Source organism: Lachnospira multipara ATCC 19207 (assembly GCF_000424105.1).
Classification (GTDB): Bacteria; Bacillota; Clostridia; order Lachnospirales; family Lachnospiraceae; genus Lachnospira; species Lachnospira multipara.
The window spans coordinates 295,984-317,644 of sequence record NZ_AUJG01000001.1 but is presented as its reverse complement, the minus strand read 5'-3'; the positions used below and the strand labels follow the sequence as shown (position 1 = coordinate 317,644).

At 33.8% G+C, this 21,661-nt stretch carries 13 protein-coding genes; 3 read left to right on the top strand and 10 right to left on the bottom strand.

Going from position 1 to position 21,661, the window contains the following annotated elements; genetic code table 11:
* Nucleotides 1-228: 228 nt before the first annotated feature.
* The 3 genes from G600_RS0101375 to G600_RS0101365 form a co-directional block, all read right to left on the bottom strand.
* Nucleotides 229-2,388 carry a hypothetical protein gene (locus G600_RS0101375; RefSeq protein ID WP_027430327.1) on the bottom strand — a complete coding sequence of 720 codons (2,160 nt, stop codon included), beginning with the start codon at nt 2,386-2,388 and terminating at the stop codon, nt 229-231.
* Between the two features lie 364 nt (nt 2,389-2,752).
* Nucleotides 2,753-6,460: a vWA domain-containing protein gene (locus G600_RS0101370; protein ID WP_027430326.1), complete on the bottom strand. Its 3,708-nt coding sequence runs from the start codon at nt 6,458-6,460 to the stop codon at nt 2,753-2,755.
* A gap of 508 nt (nt 6,461-6,968) precedes the next feature.
* Nucleotides 6,969-11,489, bottom strand: a complete 4,521-nt coding sequence (locus G600_RS0101365) for a vWA domain-containing protein (RefSeq protein ID WP_027430325.1) — start codon at nt 11,487-11,489, stop codon at nt 6,969-6,971.
* A gap of 431 nt (nt 11,490-11,920) precedes the next feature.
* On the opposite strand from G600_RS0101365, the gene G600_RS0101360 reads away from it, so the two are divergent.
* From G600_RS0101360 to G600_RS0101350, 3 genes are all read left to right on the top strand, one after another.
* Complete coding sequence (locus G600_RS0101360; RefSeq protein WP_027430324.1) at nt 11,921-13,297, top strand: MATE family efflux transporter; 1,377 nt, start codon at nt 11,921-11,923, stop codon at nt 13,295-13,297.
* A 127-nt stretch (nt 13,298-13,424) separates the two neighbouring features.
* Nucleotides 13,425-14,954: an ABC transporter substrate-binding protein/permease gene (locus G600_RS0101355; RefSeq protein WP_027430323.1), complete on the top strand. Its 1,530-nt coding sequence runs from the start codon at nt 13,425-13,427 to the stop codon at nt 14,952-14,954.
* The gene (locus G600_RS0101350) at nt 14,944-15,684 is read left to right on the top strand and encodes an amino acid ABC transporter ATP-binding protein (protein ID WP_027430322.1); all 741 of its coding nucleotides are present in this window, start codon (nt 14,944-14,946) and stop codon (nt 15,682-15,684) included. Before G600_RS0101355 ends, G600_RS0101350 begins: the two co-directional genes overlap by 11 nt.
* 93 nt (nt 15,685-15,777) lie before the next feature.
* Here the strand turns inward: G600_RS0101350 and G600_RS0101345 are convergent, their stop codons facing one another.
* The 7 genes from G600_RS0101345 to G600_RS0101315 all read right to left on the bottom strand — a co-directional run bounded on the left by G600_RS0101345 (nt 15,778) and on the right by G600_RS0101315 (nt 21,453).
* Nucleotides 15,778-17,832, bottom strand: a complete 2,055-nt coding sequence (locus G600_RS0101345) for an aminopeptidase (protein WP_027430321.1) — start codon at nt 17,830-17,832, stop codon at nt 15,778-15,780.
* 1 nt (nt 17,833) lies between these two features.
* A complete protein-coding gene (locus G600_RS0101340; RefSeq protein WP_027430320.1) occupies nt 17,834-18,148 on the bottom strand; it encodes a DUF6142 family protein in 315 nt (104 codons plus the stop codon).
* 14 nt (nt 18,149-18,162) lie between these two features.
* Complete coding sequence (locus G600_RS0101335) at nt 18,163-18,621, bottom strand: VanZ family protein (protein WP_051195303.1); 459 nt, start codon at nt 18,619-18,621, stop codon at nt 18,163-18,165.
* Nucleotides 18,622-18,681: 60 nt separating this feature from the next.
* Nucleotides 18,682-18,834 (bottom strand): hypothetical protein, encoded by a 153-nt coding sequence (locus tag G600_RS15880; RefSeq protein WP_169449134.1) that lies wholly within the window; start codon nt 18,832-18,834, stop codon nt 18,682-18,684.
* Between the two features lie 52 nt (nt 18,835-18,886).
* Nucleotides 18,887-19,570 (bottom strand): orotate phosphoribosyltransferase, encoded by a 684-nt coding sequence (gene pyrE, locus G600_RS0101325; RefSeq protein ID WP_027430318.1) that lies wholly within the window; start codon nt 19,568-19,570, stop codon nt 18,887-18,889.
* Between the two features lie 177 nt (nt 19,571-19,747).
* On the bottom strand, nt 19,748-20,659 hold the full coding sequence (locus G600_RS0101320; RefSeq protein WP_027430317.1) for a dihydroorotate dehydrogenase: 912 nt from the start codon (nt 20,657-20,659) through the stop codon (nt 19,748-19,750).
* A complete protein-coding gene (locus G600_RS0101315; RefSeq protein WP_027430316.1) occupies nt 20,659-21,453 on the bottom strand; it encodes a dihydroorotate dehydrogenase electron transfer subunit in 795 nt (264 codons plus the stop codon). Before G600_RS0101315 ends, G600_RS0101320 begins: the two co-directional genes overlap by 1 nt.
* Between the last annotated feature and the right edge of the window lie 208 nt (nt 21,454-21,661).

Here is a 21,661-nt window from a genome sequence, read left to right as displayed (position 1 = left end):
TATGTCTATAAATTTCTGTAATAAGGTAATAAGTTAAACAGTGTGCACGTCTCTTTAACTAAGAAATTCATATCCTTAACTTGATTATAGAATACAAGAATTAAATTAAAGTCAAATGTAGCTAAGATTAAAATAAGATTAAAAAATGCCTGAAAAGTTTTGAGTAAATCCCAAATCTTTCAGGCATAATTAATTTAAGTTTATAATTGAAGTCCCTTTAAATTAATTTTATAAAGACTTCTTCTTGTTATTAAGAATTACTGTTGCAACTAAAAGAATAGATCCTAGCATTAATACACATAATAGTCTTATTGCTATAGCATTTATATCAGCTGTATTTACCTCTGCTGAATCTGCTGCTACTTCTTGTTCTATAACTAAAGGCTTTATTACTTCTTCGTCTGCTGCTACTTCTTCTGGCTTTACCTCATCCTCATCTGCTGCAATCTCTTCTGGCTTTACTTCATCTTCGTCTGCTGCAATTTCCTCTGGGACAATTAACTTATAGAGAATTTTTACAGTATTTTCTTCCTTAGTAAGACCAAGTTTTTCAGGAGCTAATAATTTTTGAGCTAAATCTTCATAGCCATCTCCTGGATGCTCTTTATTAACTAATACATTAATAATATTTTCATCATCAAGTTGTGTATCATCTTCACTATAAGCAAATTCATTACCATACTTTGATACTCCATCATATGATGAAATCTTTTCCTGCTTAATTTCATTAGTCTCTGGATCAAGAACTTCCTTATAGTATTCCACTAAATATTCAACATCCTTAAGTTTAAATACTACATCAATTACATTTTTGTCTGGATCTGTTGTAATAACACCCTTTTCATTGTATTTTGTAACTTCACCAGTTTCTTCATAACCCTTTAGGATATCTTCATATTCCTCGCCTAAATCTGTTGTCTTATCTACATAAGGAATTTCTGATTCATATTCTGCCTCACCTTCTTCAGTCTTAAATGGTTCATCCTCACCTTCAACATAATAATTAACTGTATATGGTAAGATTTTCTTAGTATATAAAACGTTAATTACATTATCTTTTTCAGTGATTGTAAGTCCTGTATTAGTATCTGATTCTTCAATGATAACACCTTCATTATAACCTTCTGGCTGTGAAAGATTTTTATTAACCTCGCTAAATGGAACTACAGATAAATATTCTTTTTCTAACACTCTGCTATCATCATCATAGGCAACAACCTTTAGTTTATTGCCATCACTTATACTATCCTTGTAATATACAATCTTATATGGGTATACACCTTTTGTATATACAATTTTTACTTTATTATACAAACCATTTTTAAATGACTGAATTCTTCCTGTATAATGTTCAGCATCATATGTAATACTATAACGACCTGTATAACCAACTGGTCTAAACTTTTCAATTAATGTTGCGGCATCTTCTAAATTGAAAGGTATTTCTGAGTCATATTCAGCTTCACCTATTACAGAAATATCTTTTAATAAGTTTTCATCGCTTTCACTATCCTTATAATATAAAACAGAATATGGATAACTTTCTTTTTCTTTGTAAACTAGATTAATTACATTTTCATCACCATTAGCTGAAACTATAAATTCATCATTTTCATCAAATTCTGTTGCAAATTCTGCATTCTCCTTATATCCATCTGGAATAAATGTATTCTTATTAGGGACATCTTCTTTTTTTATAGCACTACCAACTTCTTGATTTATAAAATGTTCAGTATCAGATCCTAAGTAATATAAATAATTACCATTTTCATCTACTGAATCATCTACCTTGTCCTTATAATAATTAATAACAACATTTCTTTTATTTACAGGTCCAATTGCTGGTATTTTTATTGACCTAGGCCAATCTGCAAAAATCTGAAAATAAGAAGTCTGTGTAATATAAAGGCTTTCATTAGTTGGTTTTTCTGATAAGGAAGCTTTATCAGCAACAGCTTTAAATTTAACTGTTACTTCACTATTTAAATCTCCTAGACAGAATTCATAACCTTGTCCGTTTGGATAATAAGACATATCAAAAGTGGAAGAATCATCACAATCTACTAAAATACTTTCTTCCACGCATTTAAAATGTCTATCCATATTAACAGTGAGATGACAATGTATACGATCCAAATAATTATCAGGCTTACATTTAATCGTAACAATATAGCTATTATCCTCTCCATCTACTGGCTCATAATCAGTAGTAATACTATATGTTTCGTCTGAAGTATTATTGTTGTCATTATCATTCTCTGCTCCCAAAACTCCTACTGCGCTTGCTTGTCCTACTGATGTCACTAAAGTTGTAAGAACAAAAATAAGTGTAAAGATTAAACATAATAATCTTTTAGACTTAATAAGTCTCCCCTCAATGTTAAACATTTCATATCCTCCTTTATTTACTTTAATTCGAAATAGTTTCTCTCCAACTTACAATTTGACCGCCCCAATTTCAAATTATAATATTTAATTATCTCGAACCATTAACACGAACAATATTACCCCCTCTATACCCCCTCTCGCACCCCTCTTTTAGGGGGAGATTTTATTTAAAGTTTTACAACATTGCTCAATATTGTATACAATATGTTGTTAATTTTTACAAATAATCAAGTTTAGAACTTACAACTTTTAGCGCGTCGCTAGGCGCACACCATAAAAAAGGCCCTACCAACTTATTGTTGGCAGAGCCTCTTTTCTTTTAATATATTTCTACATCTAACCTTGATCTTAAAAAGGTGAACTATTAATCTTCCTTTTTAAAATACTTGTTTCCTGTTACAACTAAGCATCCAGCTGATAACATGATTGCCATAAAGTAGATAAACATATTGTTTGTGTCGCCTGTTTGAGCTTCATCAGCTGCAACTTCTTCAACAATTTCTTCATCAGCTGCTACTTCTGCAACTGGTGCTACTACTGTATCTGCAGCTGGCGCTAATACTGTATCTTCGTCTGCTGCAACCTCAGGTACTACAAGCTTCTTGTAGTTAACCTTGATTGTTACATCTCCTGATAATGTATCTGACTCAGGATATTCAACAGTAGCTAACTCATAGCCTTCTACTGCATATGGTGTTAATTCATTAATTGTTGTAGCAAAGTACTGTTCTGTTGTTGTTGTCATGCTATCATCGATTTCATCATCGAAGTAGTATTCAGTAGTGATTGTGTACTTTTCAAGCTGATATACAATCTTAATTGTATTATCTTCTAATCCAAGCTTATCACCCTCTGGACCTGTAACAAGAACTTCTGACTTATAACCTGCTTCTAAGTAAGCACCAAGGTCAATAGTAAGCTTATCTGTTTCTCCTGTTGTGGCAAATCTTGTTGCACCATCTGACTGAATATACTCAATTGGTGTTTCAAATTTTGCTGTGCCTGTAACTGATGTTCCAATATTTTTTTCTGTGATTGTATCAGTATCTTCGTTATATACCTGCTTATAGTATTCAATAGTATAATCTACATCTGACTTAGTCTTATAAACTACATTGATTACATTGTTAGCTTCATTTGCTGTAATTGTAAAGTTACCTGTTTCAATTACACCTGCTTCATAACCATCTGGCTTAAACATTGTTAAATCAACATCTTCAGATTTAATTACTGTGTCATATAAAGCTTCATGTGAAGTTGGATCAGTTTCTAATTTATTATCTTCTGAAACTGAATCCTTGTAGTAATTAACTGTGTAGCCGAATGTATCTCTATCGTATACTACCTTAATTACATTCTCTCCTGCTTTGACTGTTGTAGTTCCTTCTACAATAACGCCTTCCTTATAACCTTCTGTTGGCTTTTTAGCATTAACATCTACGTCAATTGTTGACTCAAATACTGCGCTTCCTGTTACTGTTCCAAGTTCTACTTCTTCATCAGAAGCTGACTTTTTGTAGTAATTAATTGTGTATGGGAATGAATCCTTTTCGTATACTACCTTAATTACATTCTCTCCTGCTTTGGCTGTTGTAGTTCCTTCTACAATAACGCCTTCCTTATAACCTTCTGTTGGCTTTTTAGCATTAACATCTACGTCAATTGTTGACTCAAATACTGCGCTTCCTGTTACTGTTCCAAGTTCTACTTCTTCATCAGAAGCTGACTTTTTGTAGTAATTAATTGTGTATGGGAATGAATCCTTTTCGTATACTACATATACAATATTATTATCTCTATCTGATGTAACTGTTGTTGCACTATTAGACTGAATTACGCCTGATTTATAACCTTCACCCTTTTTAAGATCTACATCAAAATCAATTGTTGTTTCAAATACTGCATCTTCATTTACATATGTATCAATAAGATTCGAATCATCTACTGAATCATGATAATATCTTACTTCATATCCAATCTTTGACTTTGTTGAGTAAAGGACATTGATAACATTCTTATCAGCATCAGATGTGATTATTAAATCAGTTGACTGTACTGCACCATCTTCGTAACCATCTGGCTTATGTAATGTAACATCAACGTCTTTTGCCTTAATTTCTGAACCAAACTCAACTGCTTCCTTTGAGTCAGAACCTATTAAATTAGCCTCAGAGATTTCATCCTTATAATAGTTAATTGTATATGGGAATGAATCCTTTGTATATACCACATTTACAACTGTCTCGTAATCTTTTAATGTAACAACTGTTGAACTTGAGCTATCAACAGCAGCTGGTGTCACATAACCATCTGGCTTATGCATTGACATCTGCTCAGCTGTTAATGTTACATTTGAACCTACTGGTAAATCAATAGTTTCAGTGTATTTTGGTGTAGCATCCTTACTATATGAATTCTCATAGTAATTAACTGTTACTTTTGACATTTCTTTCTTATAATAATTAAATGTTACTTCCTGTTCTGAATTATCAGCTGTTAAAACTACTGAGACCTTATCTGTATCTGTATAATTATGACCATTGTAATCAATGCTCTTTAATACATAATTATCAGATGTAAAATCATCTGCCTTAACAACATATGTTTTAGCATATGTTAATAAGCTATATTCGCTTGATCTTGAGTTATCACCTGACACATACTCAGAAGCTTTTTTTGTAGCAATTACATTGCCATTTTCATCAACTTCATTGAAGTTAAGCTTAATAGATCTCTTAGAAACATTTACTGTTGCTTCTGGGAAACCATCATTAATTGTTGCACCATTCTTATTAGTATAGCTAATTGATGATGTCTTACTAATAGAATAATCTGTGTTCTTATCTAAAGTAGCTAACTTATCATTCTTAACTTCTACTCTATAAGTTAAAGTAGCAGGCTTTGAAGATACAGTATCTACTGACCAAGTAAGTTTATTTGTTGCTTCGTCATAAGTTACAGGATTTCCATTAGAATCTGTTAAGTTACTTGCATTTACTAAGTTAAAGTTCTCAGAAACAACTTCTGTTACTGTAGCGTTAGTTATTTCTTTCTTGCTACCTGCAAGAGCCTCTGCAAATGTATTAAAATAGTCATTTGATTTATATCTTACAGATGACTTTATGTTGTCTTTTCCTAACAAATCATCTGCTTCATAATTAGATTCACATCTAACATTATAAATATCATAACCAGCATTCTTTACTTGTGTTGCTACATATTTTGTTGCTTTAGCTATAGCATTGTCAATATGTACTGTTTTTTTATAAGATTCTCCATGCCTACATGTTTTACTTGCTGCATCTAAATCTACAAAAGAATTCTTATCATTATAATCAAAAGGATTACTATAATCTAAAGATGATATCTCGTAATTATTTTTTGCATTAATATGATAGTCATCCTTAAACCAGCTATCATCATAGTCTTTTTCCTTCCAAGTATGTTCTGGATAATAACTAAAAAAAGACCAATGGTAAATTATATCACAATAATGTTCAATATTAATACTTACTGTAGAAAACTTATAGCTACGAGTTGCCTCACCATCTGAAAAAAGAATAATGTTCTTTTTACTAGCTGTTGAAGAATCTAAATATTCCTTTGCCTTAAGGAGTCCTGCTTGAACAAATTGCTTTTCTTTAAAATTAAATTTGATTCCATCGATAGCATTTTTTAATGAATCTAAATCGCTAAATTGACCTTTCTGTTCTCCAGAATTTCCGTATGTAACAAGATCAACCTTAGTACAATCATTTGTTAATAAACCTTCTGCTGCAATTTTAGCAGCCTCTTTAAATTCCTCTTTTGTAACATCAATAACAAAAACCACTTCAGTTTCTGTGATGTCTGGTTCTTCCCCCGTAAGTGACAATGTCACATCCCAAGTATTCTCCTTACCATCGACTAACTTTGCTGTCTTATTAAGAGTTACGTCTTTCTCATTAGTTGTTGCTTCATCTGCTAATACTACTGTTCCTGCTGCGCCGAGGGCAGTTGAAAGAACTAAAATCATTGATAGAATGAAGCTTAAAATTCTCTTACTCTTATGTTTCTTAGTAATAGCTATCATATATCCTCCTAAATATGATTTGTTGCTTTTATCAATAAAGTATATTAAATTCTTGTCTCCCTATGACCTATATCGTGAAAATATAAACCATATCCCTCATCTAGCTTCACCTTACCGACTAGACAATATAATACGTTTTATTTACATTTTCCTATACCCTCTTATGGTGGGTATATCTAGTAAAATATTGCTAATATTGTATTATTATGGATACAATTTGTAAAAAATAGACATCTTTAGAACTATGTGCATAGGATTATGGTACTAGTTGGTAAATTTTATTCAAAAATAGTTTTATTTTGTTTAAATATGAGCTTTTTTGTATTCTTTTTTGTACAAAAGTGACATAAAAAAGACCCCACCAACGTCTTGTTGGCAGGGCCCCTTTTTTGAGGATATATATAAGTGTGGGTACACTTTATCCAGTTACTAGCATAATTAATATCTTAATTATGTGCTTTGTCAAATGTATTTCTACATCTAACCTTTATCTTAAAAAGGTGAACTATTAATCCTCCTTTTTAAAATACTTGTTTCCTGTTACAACTAAGCATCCAGCTGATAACATGATTGCCATAAAGTAGATAAACATATTGTTTGTGTCGCCTGTTTGAGCTTCATCAGCTGCAACTTCTTCAACAATTTCTTCATCTGCTGCAATTTCTGGTACTGGCTCAGTTGTTGGTGGTAATATCTCATCTTCATCTGCTGCAACTTCTGTTTCAGGTTCAGGTGTTGGAGGTGGTACAACAATCTTCTTGTAGTAAACCTTAATTGTTACATCTTCTGTTAATTTATCAGAATCTGGGTATTCAATTCTATCTACCTCGTAGCCTGCTACTTCCTCTGGTGTTACTTCATTAATTGTTGTGTCATTGTACTGTTCTGTTGTTGTTGTCTTACTATCATCGATTTCATTATCGAAATAGTATTCAGTAGTGATTGTGTGCTTATCAATCTGATATACAATCTTAATCAAATTATTTTCTAAGCCAAGCTTATCACCCTCTGGACCAGTAACAAGGACTTCTTTCTTGTAGCCATTTTCTAAATATAATCCGATGTCTACTGTAATCTTTTCTTCTCCTGCTAATGATGCAAATCTTGTTGCGCCATTTGACTCAATGTATTCAATTGGTGTTTCAAATTTTGCTGTACCTTCGAAAGGATCTCCAATCATCTCTTCAGTAATAGTATCTGTAGCTTCATCATAAACCTGCTTATAGTATTCAATAGTGTAAGTTACATCTGACTTTGTTGTGTAAACTACATTAATTACATTTTCTTCTTCATTAGCTGTAATTGTTAAGTCTCCTGATACAACAATACCATCCTCATAACCTTCTGGTTTATATAATGTTACATCAACATCTTCTGCATTAATTACTGTTTCAAATTCAACAGCGTCATGAGCTTCTGATCCTAAATAGTGATCTTCATCATCTAATAACTCATCCTTATAGTAATTTACTGTATAAGCAAATGAATCTCTCTTATAAAGAATAATTACCTTGTTATTCTCTCTATCTTCACTTACTTCTGTTGCGCTACCAGGCTGAATTTCACCATCATTATAACCAACTTCTGGTTTATATGCATTTACAGCATCTGCTACATCAATAGCATCTCCAAAACTTGCATCAACTGAATCGATTTCTATAGGATCACCTGCTACTTCATCTACATAGTAGAGAATATCGTATCCGATTACTTCTCTTAAATATAATACCTTAATTACATTAGCTGTAGCATCTGTTGTAATTACGAGTGGTAAATTATCAGCTACGCCATCTTGATATCCTGCTTTAGGATCTGGCTTCTCGGCATTTAAATCGTCATTTGTTAATTCACTTATTGTAGAGCCAAATTCTGCGCTTCTTGTATCACTTACACCTAAATAATGATCCTCATCATCTTTTATTTCATCCACATAATACTCAATTACATAATCAAATGAATCCTTTGTATATAATACCTTAATAACATTATTTTCTTCATCTGCTGTAATTGTTAAGTCTCCTGATACAACAATACCATCCCTATATCCTTCTGGCTTATTTAATGTTATATCAACATCTTCTGCCTTAATTACTGTTTCAAATTCAACAGCGTCATGAGCTTCTAATCCTAAATAGTGATCATCATCATCTAATAACTCATCCTTATAGTATTTTACTGTATAAGCAAATGAATCTCTCTTATAAAGAATAATTACCTTGTTGTTCTCTCTTACCTCAGTAACTTCTGTTGCGCTACCAGGCTGAATTTCACCATCGTTATAACCAACTTCTGGTTTATATGCATTTAAAGCATCTGCTACATCAATAGCATCTCCAAAACTTGCATCAACTGAATCGATTTCTATAGGATCACCTGATACTTCATCTACATAGTAGAGAATATCGTATCCGATTACTTTTCTTAAATATAATACCTTAATTACATTAGCTGTAGCATCTGTTGTAATTACGAGTGGTAAATCATTAGTTGTACCATCTTGATAACCGGTGGCAGGATCTGGCTTCTCGGCATTTAAATCTTCAGCTGATAATTCAGTTATTTCAGAGCCAAATACTGCACTTCTTGGTTCACTTACACCTAAATAGTTAGGACTATCTTTATCGTCAACTATTTCATCCTTATAGTACTCAATTACATAATCAAATGAATCCTTTGTATATAATACCTTAATAACATTATTTTCTTCATCTGCTGTAATTGTTAATTCTCCTGTAGTTATCTCACCATCCTTATATCCTTCTGGTTTATAAGCTATTAATGAAACTGTGTTATTGTCAACTACTGTACCAAACTCTACTTCATCTCCATCAATAGAATCTAAATAGTGATCAGCATCATCTATTACCTCATCCTTATAATACTTTACTGTATATTTGAAGGAATCCTTTGTGTATAACACCTTAAATACATTTTCATTCTTATTAGCTGAAATTGTAATTGTATTTTCTCCAACTACGCTACCGGCTTTATAACCTTCAGGTTGTTCTGCATCAATTTCATCAGCTGTTATTGTTACTGTTGTTTCAAATATAGCTGAATTGTCTTCATCTGTTGCAAATGGCTCACCATCTGTACTATCTTTATAATACTCAATGATATATCCAACATCTGCTTTTGTGCTATAAAGAACATTTACAATATTATCTTCTGACTTAGTTGAAACTGTTGTAGCACCTGAAACTACACCTGGTTCTTCATATCCTTCTGGTAAACGTGCATTTTTTTGTTCTGCTGTAAGTTCAATAGATGTTCCTACAGTTTGATTTTCTAAAATTACATCATCACCAATCTTATTATTATCTTCAATTGTATCCTTATAATATTTAATTGTTACATCTGCCTGTGTCTTCTTCTTATACTTAATAACAACTTCATTAGTAGCTTTCTTAATTGTTGGTGTTACTGTAACAGAATTATTAGCATCTTCTACATTTGCTACACCATTTACATCAATTCCAACAAAATCATATCTAGATGTCTCATCATCATAAGTACTTTCTGCTGTTATTGTTCTTTCAACATTTACAGCTGTAGCTGTCTTATTATCTACATAATTTCCATCTACATCAATATACTTAGAACTAAATGTCTGTACAATAGCTCCGCTATCATCAACCTCTACACGTTTTACATTAAGCGTTGGTTTTGTGATTTGTACCTTTGGAATCTCAAAATCCTGTGTTGCTGGCTCACCCTGATTATTAATGTATGTTATGTATGTTCTCTTATTTGTATCATATTCTTCATCTTCAGACATTGTATTGAATAATTCAGGATCAACAGTTACTTTATAAGTAAGAGTTGCTGTAACTCCGCCTACAATAGTACCTGCATTCCAAGAAAGTGTATCACTTTCTTGATCATAGCTAACTGATCCCTGAGATGCCCTTATATCTTCAGCATTAGAAACATCCCCTACAAAATTAAAGTATTCCCCCATAGGATCCGTAATTTGTGCGTTCTCTGCTGCATTTCTAATTAAACCTACAACATTTACAAATACATCCTTAATACTTTCAGGATTATCCTGAGCATTATATGCATAACCATCACCTGAAGAAATATTTTGTAATACATCAGGTACTTCACTAAATCCTACACTAATACCATAAATTGGAATACCAGAATCTTTAATTGCATCTGCTTCAAAATATGTTGCTTTTACTATACAGTTAGTAATTCCTGCGTAATTAATTATATAACCTGCATATTCGTTTTCACCTTCTGGAATTGCTCTATATAATTGATACTTAGAATTATAGCCATTACCAATTATATAATTATAATTTAAAGCTGTAATATCGTAATTACTTACATTTTTTAAATATGTTATATAACCTTCATCTCCACTTGCATTATATGCTCTCCAAGCAGTTTCTGTATCAAATTTTTTCGTCTTATTTGGTCTATAATAAGAACTAAGATCTAAACTAATAGTATCAATACTATAACTATATGTTGGTTCTCCATCTGTCATTAACATAATATACTTATTATCAGCGTCTGATTGTTCAAGTCGTTCTCTTGCACCGTGTAAACCTGCATTAATATTTGTACCAGAAGTAACATCAAAAGAATCAATTTCAGATTTTAAAGCTTCAAGATCATCTTTTCCATAAACGCCAAGATATGAATAATCATGATTATATGTTATTAATGATACTTTTGTTTGATCATTAGTTAATAATGTATCTGCTGCTGCTTTAGCTGCTTCTTTAACATGCCTTAATCGATCACCATTCATACTATTTGAAGTATCGATTACCATTGCAACTTCTGTTGTGTATTCAACATTACTACCTGATGCAGTTAGGGTAATCTGCCATGTATTTTCTTCTCCTTCAACAGCCTGTGCTGTTTTTGTTAAAGTTAATTCTGAAGATACTGAAGTATCTCCTGCTATAGCTACAGTTCCTACAGCGCCAAATACTGTAGTAAGAACTAAAATAGCTGAGAGTAAAAAACTTAATACCCTTCTGCATTTTTCTTTTTTAACCCATTTTATCATGCATGTACCCTCCTTAATATGATCTGCCTTGTTTAACCGACTACATTCTCCGATTCCAATCATTTATAAAACTTACAAGCTAACTCTCCCCAAATATTCAGCTCGTATTGTTTTATTCGTATCGGTTATATGATATATATTATAATAATAGAGAGTATTTTATCTAAATACCCTAAAGGAGGAGGTAAAAAGTCATTTTTTACAAGAAATTGTATTTATCTAAGTACAATGTGGGCTAGTACTCTTGTTTTTTCAAGTACCTTTGCCCTATATTTTTAGTACTTTTAATATATAAACAGTACAGACCCCCTCTATGTGTGGTGTATATTTTTACTACTTAAAATGTTTCTTTAATACATAAAAAGTGATAATATATTCATTTGTCTAGTACGAATTTACTATTTAGGAGGAGGCCTATAGCCATTTAATTTATGAAAACTCAAAACACACAAAAAGAAATTGCAAAAAACACAATGGATATGACGAATGGAAGTATCTTTAAATCCATTCTTATTTTCTCCATACCTTTGATACTTGGAAATCTTTTACAACAGTTATATAACACCGCAGATTCGCTTATTGTTGGTAATTACGTAGGTAAGCAAGCCCTAGCAGCAGTAGGTTCTAGCGGCATGTTAATTTATCTTTTGTCTTGCTTCTTTTTAGGCGCAGCTAGTGGCGCCGGAATTTTACTTGCCCAATATTATGGAGCTAAGGATTTTAAAAACTTAGACAAGGCCCTAAAATCTACTCTTTTTATTGGAGTGGTTATAGGTTTAATAACAACTGTATTAGGTGTGTTTAGTGCCAAGCCTCTACTTATATTAATTAATACATCTGATGATGTTTTAAATGATGCCAGTATTTATCTAAGACTTTACTTTATTGGAATAATCTTTAATGTAATTTATAATATGGCATCTGGTATACTTAACGCCTTTGGAGACTCTAAAAGATCTCTTCTATATTTAGCAATCGCCTCAATCGTCAATATCATTTTAGATTTTGTCTTTGTAAAATTCTTAAATCTAGGTATCGCAGGTGCTGCTATCGCTACTGATATTAGTCAGTTTATTTCTAGCACCCTTGCTTTAATCTACCTAGCAAAGACAAGACTTCCCTATAGAGTTAACATTTTCAAAGCAAAACCAGACTTTGATATGTGCATAAGAATTTTAAAGATTGGTTTACCAACTGCCATTCAAAATGCAGTTATTGCCTTCTCAAATGTACTTATCCAAGCTGGTGTCAATTCTTACGGAACCAACGCTACTGCCGGGTTTGCTGCATATATGAAGGTGGATGGCTTTAACATCTTACCTATTCTTAGCTTTAGTTTAGCCGCAACTACCTTTGTTGGACAAAATATAGGAGCTAAAAAGAAAGATCGTGTATATAAAGGTATGTGGGCAGTTTTAACCATGGGTATAATATATACAGGCATCATTACAACCGTAATGCTTTGCTTTAGTCGACAGATTATAAGTTTATTTTCTAATGATGAAAATGTAATCTATTACGGAATTCTGTCAATAAAGGCTCTTGCACCATTTTACGCTTGTTTATGCATTTGCCACTCTCTAGCTGGCACAATTAGAGGAACTGGAAACACCTTTGCTCCAATGGTTATTATGCTTTTATCCCTATGTCTATTTAGAATTTTTTGGATTTTAACTATTGCAAAGCGTTTTAATTCAATGTGGGGAGTGTTACTTACATATCCAACATCCTTTGTTGTTTGTGCTGTATTAATGATAGCCCTTACTGTTTATATATTTAAGATCAAGGGGAATAAGAATTCCTTATAATGGCAGCTTTGAATATTTATTCACAAATCATGCATAAATATTCACAAAATCCTTTACTTTTAAAATCACATGCAGTAATATTAATACTTGCATGCATTTTAAACATTTACTTATAGGAGGAGCCATTATGAGGGCTAAAAATAAAAAATATTTTGCCTTAGCAGCTTTTATTCTTGTGGCAATTGTTGTGGCAGTTACTGCATTTGTAAAGCTAAAAGGCAATAATAAGGAAGAGAAAACTATCAGCTCCGTGGAGGATTTAGCTGGTTCAACTATTGGTGTTCAGTTAGGTACAACAGCTGATATATATGTAGCTGATGAATACGAGGGAGACGATGCAGGTACTAATGTTGTTAGATACAATAAAGGTACAGATGCAATTCAGGCCCTTCTTCAAAGCAAAATCGACTGCGTTATGATTGATGAACAGCCAGCAAAGGCTTATACAGCCAAAAATTCATCACTATCAATTTTAGATGAGGCATTCACTGAAGAAGAATATGCCTTTGCAATTTCAAAGGACAATTCTAGTTTAACTGCTTCTATTAATCTTGCACTTGAAGAGTTAAAGGCAGATGGAACAATTACTTCTATAATTAATAACTATATTGGTTCAGAAGATGAAATTGGCCAGACACCTTATGTTAAGCAGGATGTATCTCGTGAGAATGGAAAGCTTGTAGTAGCTACTAATGCTACATTCCCACCTTATGAATATTATGAAAATAATAGCATTGTAGGTATCGATATCGATATTATGCAGGCTGTTTGCGATAAATTAGGTTACGAGCTTGTAATTGAAGATATGGAATTTGATTCTATTATCACATCTATTCGTACAGGCAAGGCAGACGTTGGTGCTGCTGGTTTAACAGTTACAGAGGACAGACAAAAAAATGTTGATTTTACTAGTTCTTATACAACCGCTAAACAGGTTGTTATTGTAAAATCTAGTGATTCAGACAGTAGTCTTTCACTTTCTGAAAAGCTATATCAGAACTTCATTGAAAATGGAAGATATAACTATTTATTAACAGGTTTAAGAAACACTTTAATTATCACTTTCTTTGCCTTAATCATTGGTATTGTACTTGGTTCTTTACTTGCTATTGTAAGAACAACACATGATAGGAATGGCGGTTTAACAATACTAAACTTCTTTGCTAAACTCTATCTTACAATCATTCGAGGCACACCAACTATGGTGCAGTTACTTATTATATACTATGTTGTATTTTCATCTGTAAATGTAAGCAAGATCGTTGTTGCAATCATTGCCTTTGGTCTTAATTCAGCCGCTTACGTAGCAGAGGTAGTTCGTTCAGGTATCATGTCTGTTGACCAGGGTCAGTTTGAGGCAGGACGTTCTCTTGGACTTCCTTATAACAAGACCATGAGATTAATCATTTTACCTCAGGCCTTTAAGAACATTTTACCAGCCCTTGGAAATGAAATGATTACCTTACTTAAGGAAACATCTATTAGTGGTTACATCGGTCTTATGGACTTAACAAAGGGTAGTGATATTATTCGAAGCGTAACTTATGAGGCTTTATTACCTCTTACAGCTGTAGCTATTATCTACCTTTTACTTGTAACAATACTTTCAGCACTTGTTTCTAAACTCGAAAGGAGTCTAAGAAAAAATGAACGATAATGAAATTTTAATTGAAGTTAAGGATTTGCATAAGTCCTTTGATAAACATGAGGTTTTAAAAGGAATCTCAACAACTATTAGTAAGGGCGAGGTTATTGCAATCATTGGTCCATCTGGATGTGGTAAGTCAACATTTCTTCGTTCCCTTAACCTATTAGAGGTACCAACAAGCGGAACTATTACATTTGAAGGAAATGATATCACAGATCCTAAGATTAACATCGATAAGATGCGCGAAAGAATTGGTATGGTTTTCCAGCAGTTCAACCTCTTCCCTAATATGACTATTAAGGAAAATATAATGCTTGCTCCAGTTCAACTAGGCAAGATGACAAAGGAAGAAGCTTCAAAGAAGGCTGATGAACTTCTTTTAAGAGTTGGACTTCCAGACAAATCTAATAGCTATCCAGATATGTTATCTGGTGGACAAAAGCAACGTATTGCCATTGCTCGTTCCCTTGCTATGAATCCTGATGTAATGCTTTTTGATGAACCAACTTCAGCACTTGATCCTGAAATGGTAGGAGAGGTTTTAAGCCTCATGAAAGAGCTTGCAGCAGACGGCATGACAATGGTGGTTGTTACTCACGAAATGGGCTTTGCTAGAGAAGTTGCTAACAGAGTTTTATTTATACATGAAGGTATAATAGCAGAAGATTCTACACCTGAAGAAATCTTTACTAATCCTAAGTCAGAAAGACTTAAGGACTTCTTAAGTAAAGTCTTATAGAATATTAAAAGGCAGTTACCAGATTTGGTAACTGCCTTATTTTTATAGTTAATTGTAGTTTTTAAGCATACAGCTTTAATAGTAACACTTTAACTAGTTCTCAAAAGCATCATTAAGTCCTAGAGTTCCCTCAAGAACAAATCTACCATCTCTAATAATATCCACTCTCTTACCGTCATATTCAACAACTGTGATATTACCAATTTCATCATAAGGAATTGTAATATCTGTATGGCAGTTAAAGTAAGCCTTATCAAGCTCTGTCTTTCTTAAGATAGATACTTCGTTATCTCTTGAGATGATTTCCTTGCCGTTTGGATTATAAACCTTAACGTCCTCAGACTTTGAATAGCATGTATCACCAATAGCAAAGTGTGGTCCCATTTTCTCAACAATAAGAATTGGAAGCTTATAAACAATGTCATACTTGTTAGCCATTACATAAGCTGTTGTATTAGTTCCTATGGCGAATTCTCCAAGTGGTAGTGTGTCATGGTTATAAAGTACATTTGCCTTAAACATCTCTCTACCCTTTTCCATGCCGCCTTCTTCGTCCTTGAAGTTATCGCAGCTATAATCTGTAACGAAACCGTCCTCAAACTTAACTGTAAGGTTTGTGAAATTAAGATCGTTTAAGAATACAGACGAAACGTTTAAAACACCTGTTGTACCCTTTAATACTGGTGATGTAAATGTTTCGCCAAGTGGAATGTTAACGTCTGCAAGACAATTTTCAAAAACAGTTTCCTTTTCTGGGTCCTTGACCTTCATAATAGAAACCTTCATGTCTGTAGTGTTGCCGTTAGTTCCCTTAACTTCTACATATTCAGCCTTATCAAGAGCGTCAATAATGTGTTCCTGAATTACCTTATACTTCTCATAATCAAGAGTATTAATCTTTACTGTTTCAGCAAAAATTTCCTCAAACTTATCTCCAATTTCTGCTGTTGGATAAGCAATAATTGTAAAGCTTCTCTCTTCGCCCTTAATATAGTTATTGACTATCTGTGAGGCTTCATTAGAGTACTTAACCACAAGCTTTTGCTGCTTATCTGATAACTTATAGGCATCTGCATTATTAGCTGGCTCAAATGGAATCTCACCAAAGACTTCCATAACTGCTGGGCCGCCGTGTACTGCTGCCAAATCCTTGTAATGCTCATAAGCTAAACGTGTAGCTCCAAGCTTTCTTTCAACAAAATCCCCATTAAAGTAAAGGGCATAATCCTGTCTATGATCAAATTCATACTGCTTATTAGGGCTTGCTCCATAGAAACCTACCTTAGCGCCGCTAATAGTCTTATTAATTGAATTTGTTGCTGCTCTATAAATTGTTGGCTTAAGACCAATCTTTGCAAATTCCTTTATCTCTTCTCTTACAAGTCTTTCAAAACCAAGGCAGAATCTAATGTTAACTGTCTTCTTCTTTGTAATATCCTTACCTGTAAGTTCAAAGCCCTTTCTATAGCCCTCTGTAAAGGTTCTTGCCATAGCATTAACTTCAGCCTCTGATAATGAGTTAATGAAAGTAGCTGTCTTAATTTCATTATCAGTAATGTATTCACCAAACTTATAAAGATATCTAAGGTCTGTTAAGTCAGACTCCATAATAATCTTAGTTGCAAAATCATAGTCTGGATCAAGTAATTCCTTGATTCTCTCCTCGATTAAGTCATCTGAATAATCGCTTACATACCAGTAAATAGATTCCTTAACCTGGCTTGCATCCTCGCCAAGGCAGTAACACTCAATGAATAATTCCATTAAAGCTACCATCTCATCGATTCTGTCCTCATATACTAAGACAATCATTCCTCTAATTTCTACATAAAGGAAAGATAGTAAATTACCTAACTTCTCTCCTAATTCCTTTTTTGAAAATGTAGGATTAGCGTAAGACTTATCATAATTCTCTACTAAAACGTCCTCGTAAAGGGACTTGTTAAGCTTTGATAATTCCTCAAGGCTTAAATTCTCAAGCTTTCCAGCCTTTAAGTCTCTATATAGACCTTCAAGCTTTACAATAAAAGCTGCTACATATTTATAGTAGCTAGCTAAACTCTTGTTCTCTAATTCTGGATTTAGACTTATCTCCTTAATTCTTTCAAAGGAAAGGTCAAATCTTTCATCTAAATTATCTTTAAACATATTACACTCCCATCAATAACACAGCTAGCATAAATACAGTTAATACGCCGCAAAGCATTGAGCCAACCTTTGATAAACCATAGAATTTATCTGATTCTCTAAAGCTAAGTAGGCCAATTACTGTACCGCTTACTGCTAAAACTAAGCTTAAAAGTGCCAAAGTTCCAACCTTTAAACCTGCATGTCCGTTAGCCACTACGGAAATATGAATTCCGTAAGATAAACTTGCAAGGGATAAAACTCCAAGGGCTGTGGAAATTGTGCCGCCTAGAGTCTGATTTTTATTGGAAAATTTATACTTATTAAAAACCTTCATGTTATACTCCTTACTTAATTCTTAATGGGCCTTATAATCAAGAAAAATATAAAGCCAAGTAAAGCTCCAAAAGTATTAAGAATAATATCATCAATGTCAAAGGTGCCAAGTTTTGTAAAAAGCTGAGTAAGCTCAATAAGCAAGCTAAGTACCACTGCAGACATCATTGTTCCTAAGAATCCAATCCTTCTAAGAATTGTTGGTAATAAAAAGCCTAGTGGAAGGAATAATAAAATGTTACCCCCTAGGTTAAGTATTGCCATCTCTCTATATTCTGGTACAGATAGACTCTCAATAAATCTTTTAATTTCATTTAAAGGGATATAATTATAGCTATATCCATTATCAGTTGTTGTTGCCCAAGAACCACTTCTACCTAGGCTCTCAGCAAAAAATACCAAGTAAACAACAACTGCAATATAACAAATAAATGCAAACCAATAAGCTAGCAATTTAGTTTTTTCGTTCTTCATATTGTCTCCATAACTAAAGATAATGCCCTATTGCTAGGACATTATCTTCTAGTAATCTTATTAAAATAATGTATCAGACTTATGAGCTAATAATCTAGCACCATTCACAAGCATTACAATTCCAATGCCAATGCCTGCTGCAATTGTAATTATTCCAAACACAAGATTTGAAACACCTACTGATTTTACTTTTTTATAAAGCTTTTCATCCATTATCTCTACCTCCTAGTGTTTATTAGTTATTACATGTTAGTTATATCAATTATTACTGGCAATCACTAGCGCCGTACTGCTTATAATACTCATCAATAGCAGCCTTAATCTTATCATCGATTACAACCTTGCCATTAACTTCCTTGTTATATAAATGCTCAACAACATCAGCCATTGAAACGATAGCGTTAGCTGGGAAGCCATACTTTTCCTGAATCTCAACTAATGCTGACTTCTCACCCTTTCCTCTTTCCATTCTGTTAAGAGAAACCATAAGACCCTTGATTTCAACATCGCCCTGAGCCTGAATGATAGGGAATGTTTCTTCAATTGACTTACCACTTGTTGTAACATCTTCAATAATAACTACCTTGTCGCCATCCTTAATTGGGCTACCAAGTAAAATGCCTGCATCACCGTGGTCTTTAGCTTCCTTACGGTTAGAGCAATATCTGATTTCCTTGCCATATAACTTGTGGAATGCCATTACAGTTGCAACTGATAGTGGAATACCCTTATAGGCTGGTCCAAATAATACATCAAAGTCATCACCGTAGTTATCATGAATAGCCTTAGCGTAGTATTCGCCAAGCTTTGTTAACTGCTGTCCTGTTACATATAATCCAGCGTTCATAAAGAAAGGAGACTTTCTACCACTCTTAAGAGTGAATTCTCCAAATCTTAACACGTCGCTATCTACCATAAATTCAATAAATTCCTGCTTATACTGTTCCATTATCTTGTTTCCTCACTATATATTCTACGGACTCCTAGTAAGCCCATCATTATCTTCTCTATTCTACTATAATTTTTTATCAGTTTCAATGTGAAATTAGACCTAGCAAAAACAAAAGAAAACGCTCACCTGCGCCTTTAAAGCTAGGTGAGCGTTTAACTCAGTCGGAGCTTACAACTACTTCACGCAACCGATTAATTCATTAATATCCTTAACACCATTCTTTTCACAGAAAGCTTCTAAGCCTTCAACTACCTTAATAGTTGTAAGTGGGTCGTTGAAGTTTGCTGTACCAACAGAAACAAGAGTTGCGCCGGCCATGATGAATTCAAGGGCATCTTCTGCATTTCTAATACCACCCATACCAATGATAGGAAGATTAACAGCATTAGCAACCTCGTAAACCATGCGCACAGCCACTGGCTTAACAGCAGGACCTGACATACCACCAGTCTTATTAGCAACGGCAAATGTTCTTCTATTAATATCAATCTTCATACCTGTAAGAGTGTTAATAAGAGAAACTGCATCAGCGCCACCAGCCTCACAAGCTCTAGCCATATCAGCAATACTTGTTACATTTGGTGAAAGCTTCATAATAATAGGCTGCTTTGCAACTGCCTTTACTGCCTTAGTGATTTTTTCAGCAGAAGCTGGTACAGTACCAAAGGCAATACCGCCTTCCTTAACATTAGGACATGAAATATTGATTTCAAGCATATCAACTGGTGCATCTGCAAGGCGCTTAACCGCTTCCACATACTCTTCCTCAGAGTGACCGCATACATTTACAATAATCTTAGTATCGTAGTTTTTTAGAAATGGGATGTCTCTTTTTAAAAATGTATCAAGACCTGGATTTTGAAGACCAATAGCATTAATCATACCACCATAAGTTTCAGCAATTCTAGGTGTAGGATTACCAGCCCAAGGTGTGATAGCAACGCCCTTAGTTGTAACTGCGCCAAGTCTATTTAGATCAACAAATTCTGAATATTCCATACCTGAACCAAATGTACCAGAAGCAACTGTTACAGGGTTCTTAAAATCAACGCCACAAAGGCTAACTCCTAAATTTACATTACTCATTAAATTTCCACCTCCGCTGCATCAAATACAGGACCTTCTTTACATACTCTTGCGTTGTTTACCTGTGAATGCTCGTCCTTTTTATGTGTCTTACAGACACAAGCAAGACAGGCGCCAATGCCGCAAGCCATCTTCTCTTCAAGGGAAATGTAGGCAGGAACGCCAAGTTCTTTAGCATAAGCCTTTACTCCCTTAAGCATTGGAAGTGGTCCGCATGCAAATATAACATCAGCCTTAAGCTCTTCTGCCTTAGCCGCATCGATTACATTTCCATGGAAACCAACTGAACCGTCATCTGTTGCGATGTGAACAGTTGATACATTTTCAAATTCATCCTTTAAGAAATTCTCACTATCTCTGTAACCTAAAACTACATCTGTTTCAATATCAAGACTTGCTGCAAGTTCAAGCATTGGAGGCACGCCAATTCCACCACCAAATAAAAGAGCCTTCTTAAAGTTTCCGCCCTTGCTTTCAAGGGCAGCTTTTATTTTATCAAGTTCATAGCCATTTCCCAGTGGCCCCTGAATTGTAAGCTTTTCGCCGGCCTTCATCTGTGAAAATTCATCAGTTCCAGCGCCTACAACTCTATATACGATTCTAAGTAAATTTCCATCTATCCTACAAATACTAATTGGTCTAGGGAGCAATCTCTCCCCGTGATTAGAATAAACCGAAATGAACTGTCCTGGAATTGCAGCCTTGGCAATGTCCTTAGTTTCAAACCAAATTTCAAAAACACCAGTAGCAAGTTTAGTTGCCTTGGTAATAGTTGCATTTTCTCTAAAAGTCATAAAATCTCCTTCTTTAATCACCTGTAATTAAGCCACAAACTCCCATTCATTGCAGTAGCCCTCAGCCTTCTCACGCCCTATCACACTTCGCAGTAAGTAGAAAGCCATATCCTGACTGAGATTTTGTGGAATAAACTTTGCTGGGCTTTCGTTGAATTTTATAATAGGGGCGGCCTTTCTAAAAAAATACTGTTTACGTCCGTCGGCA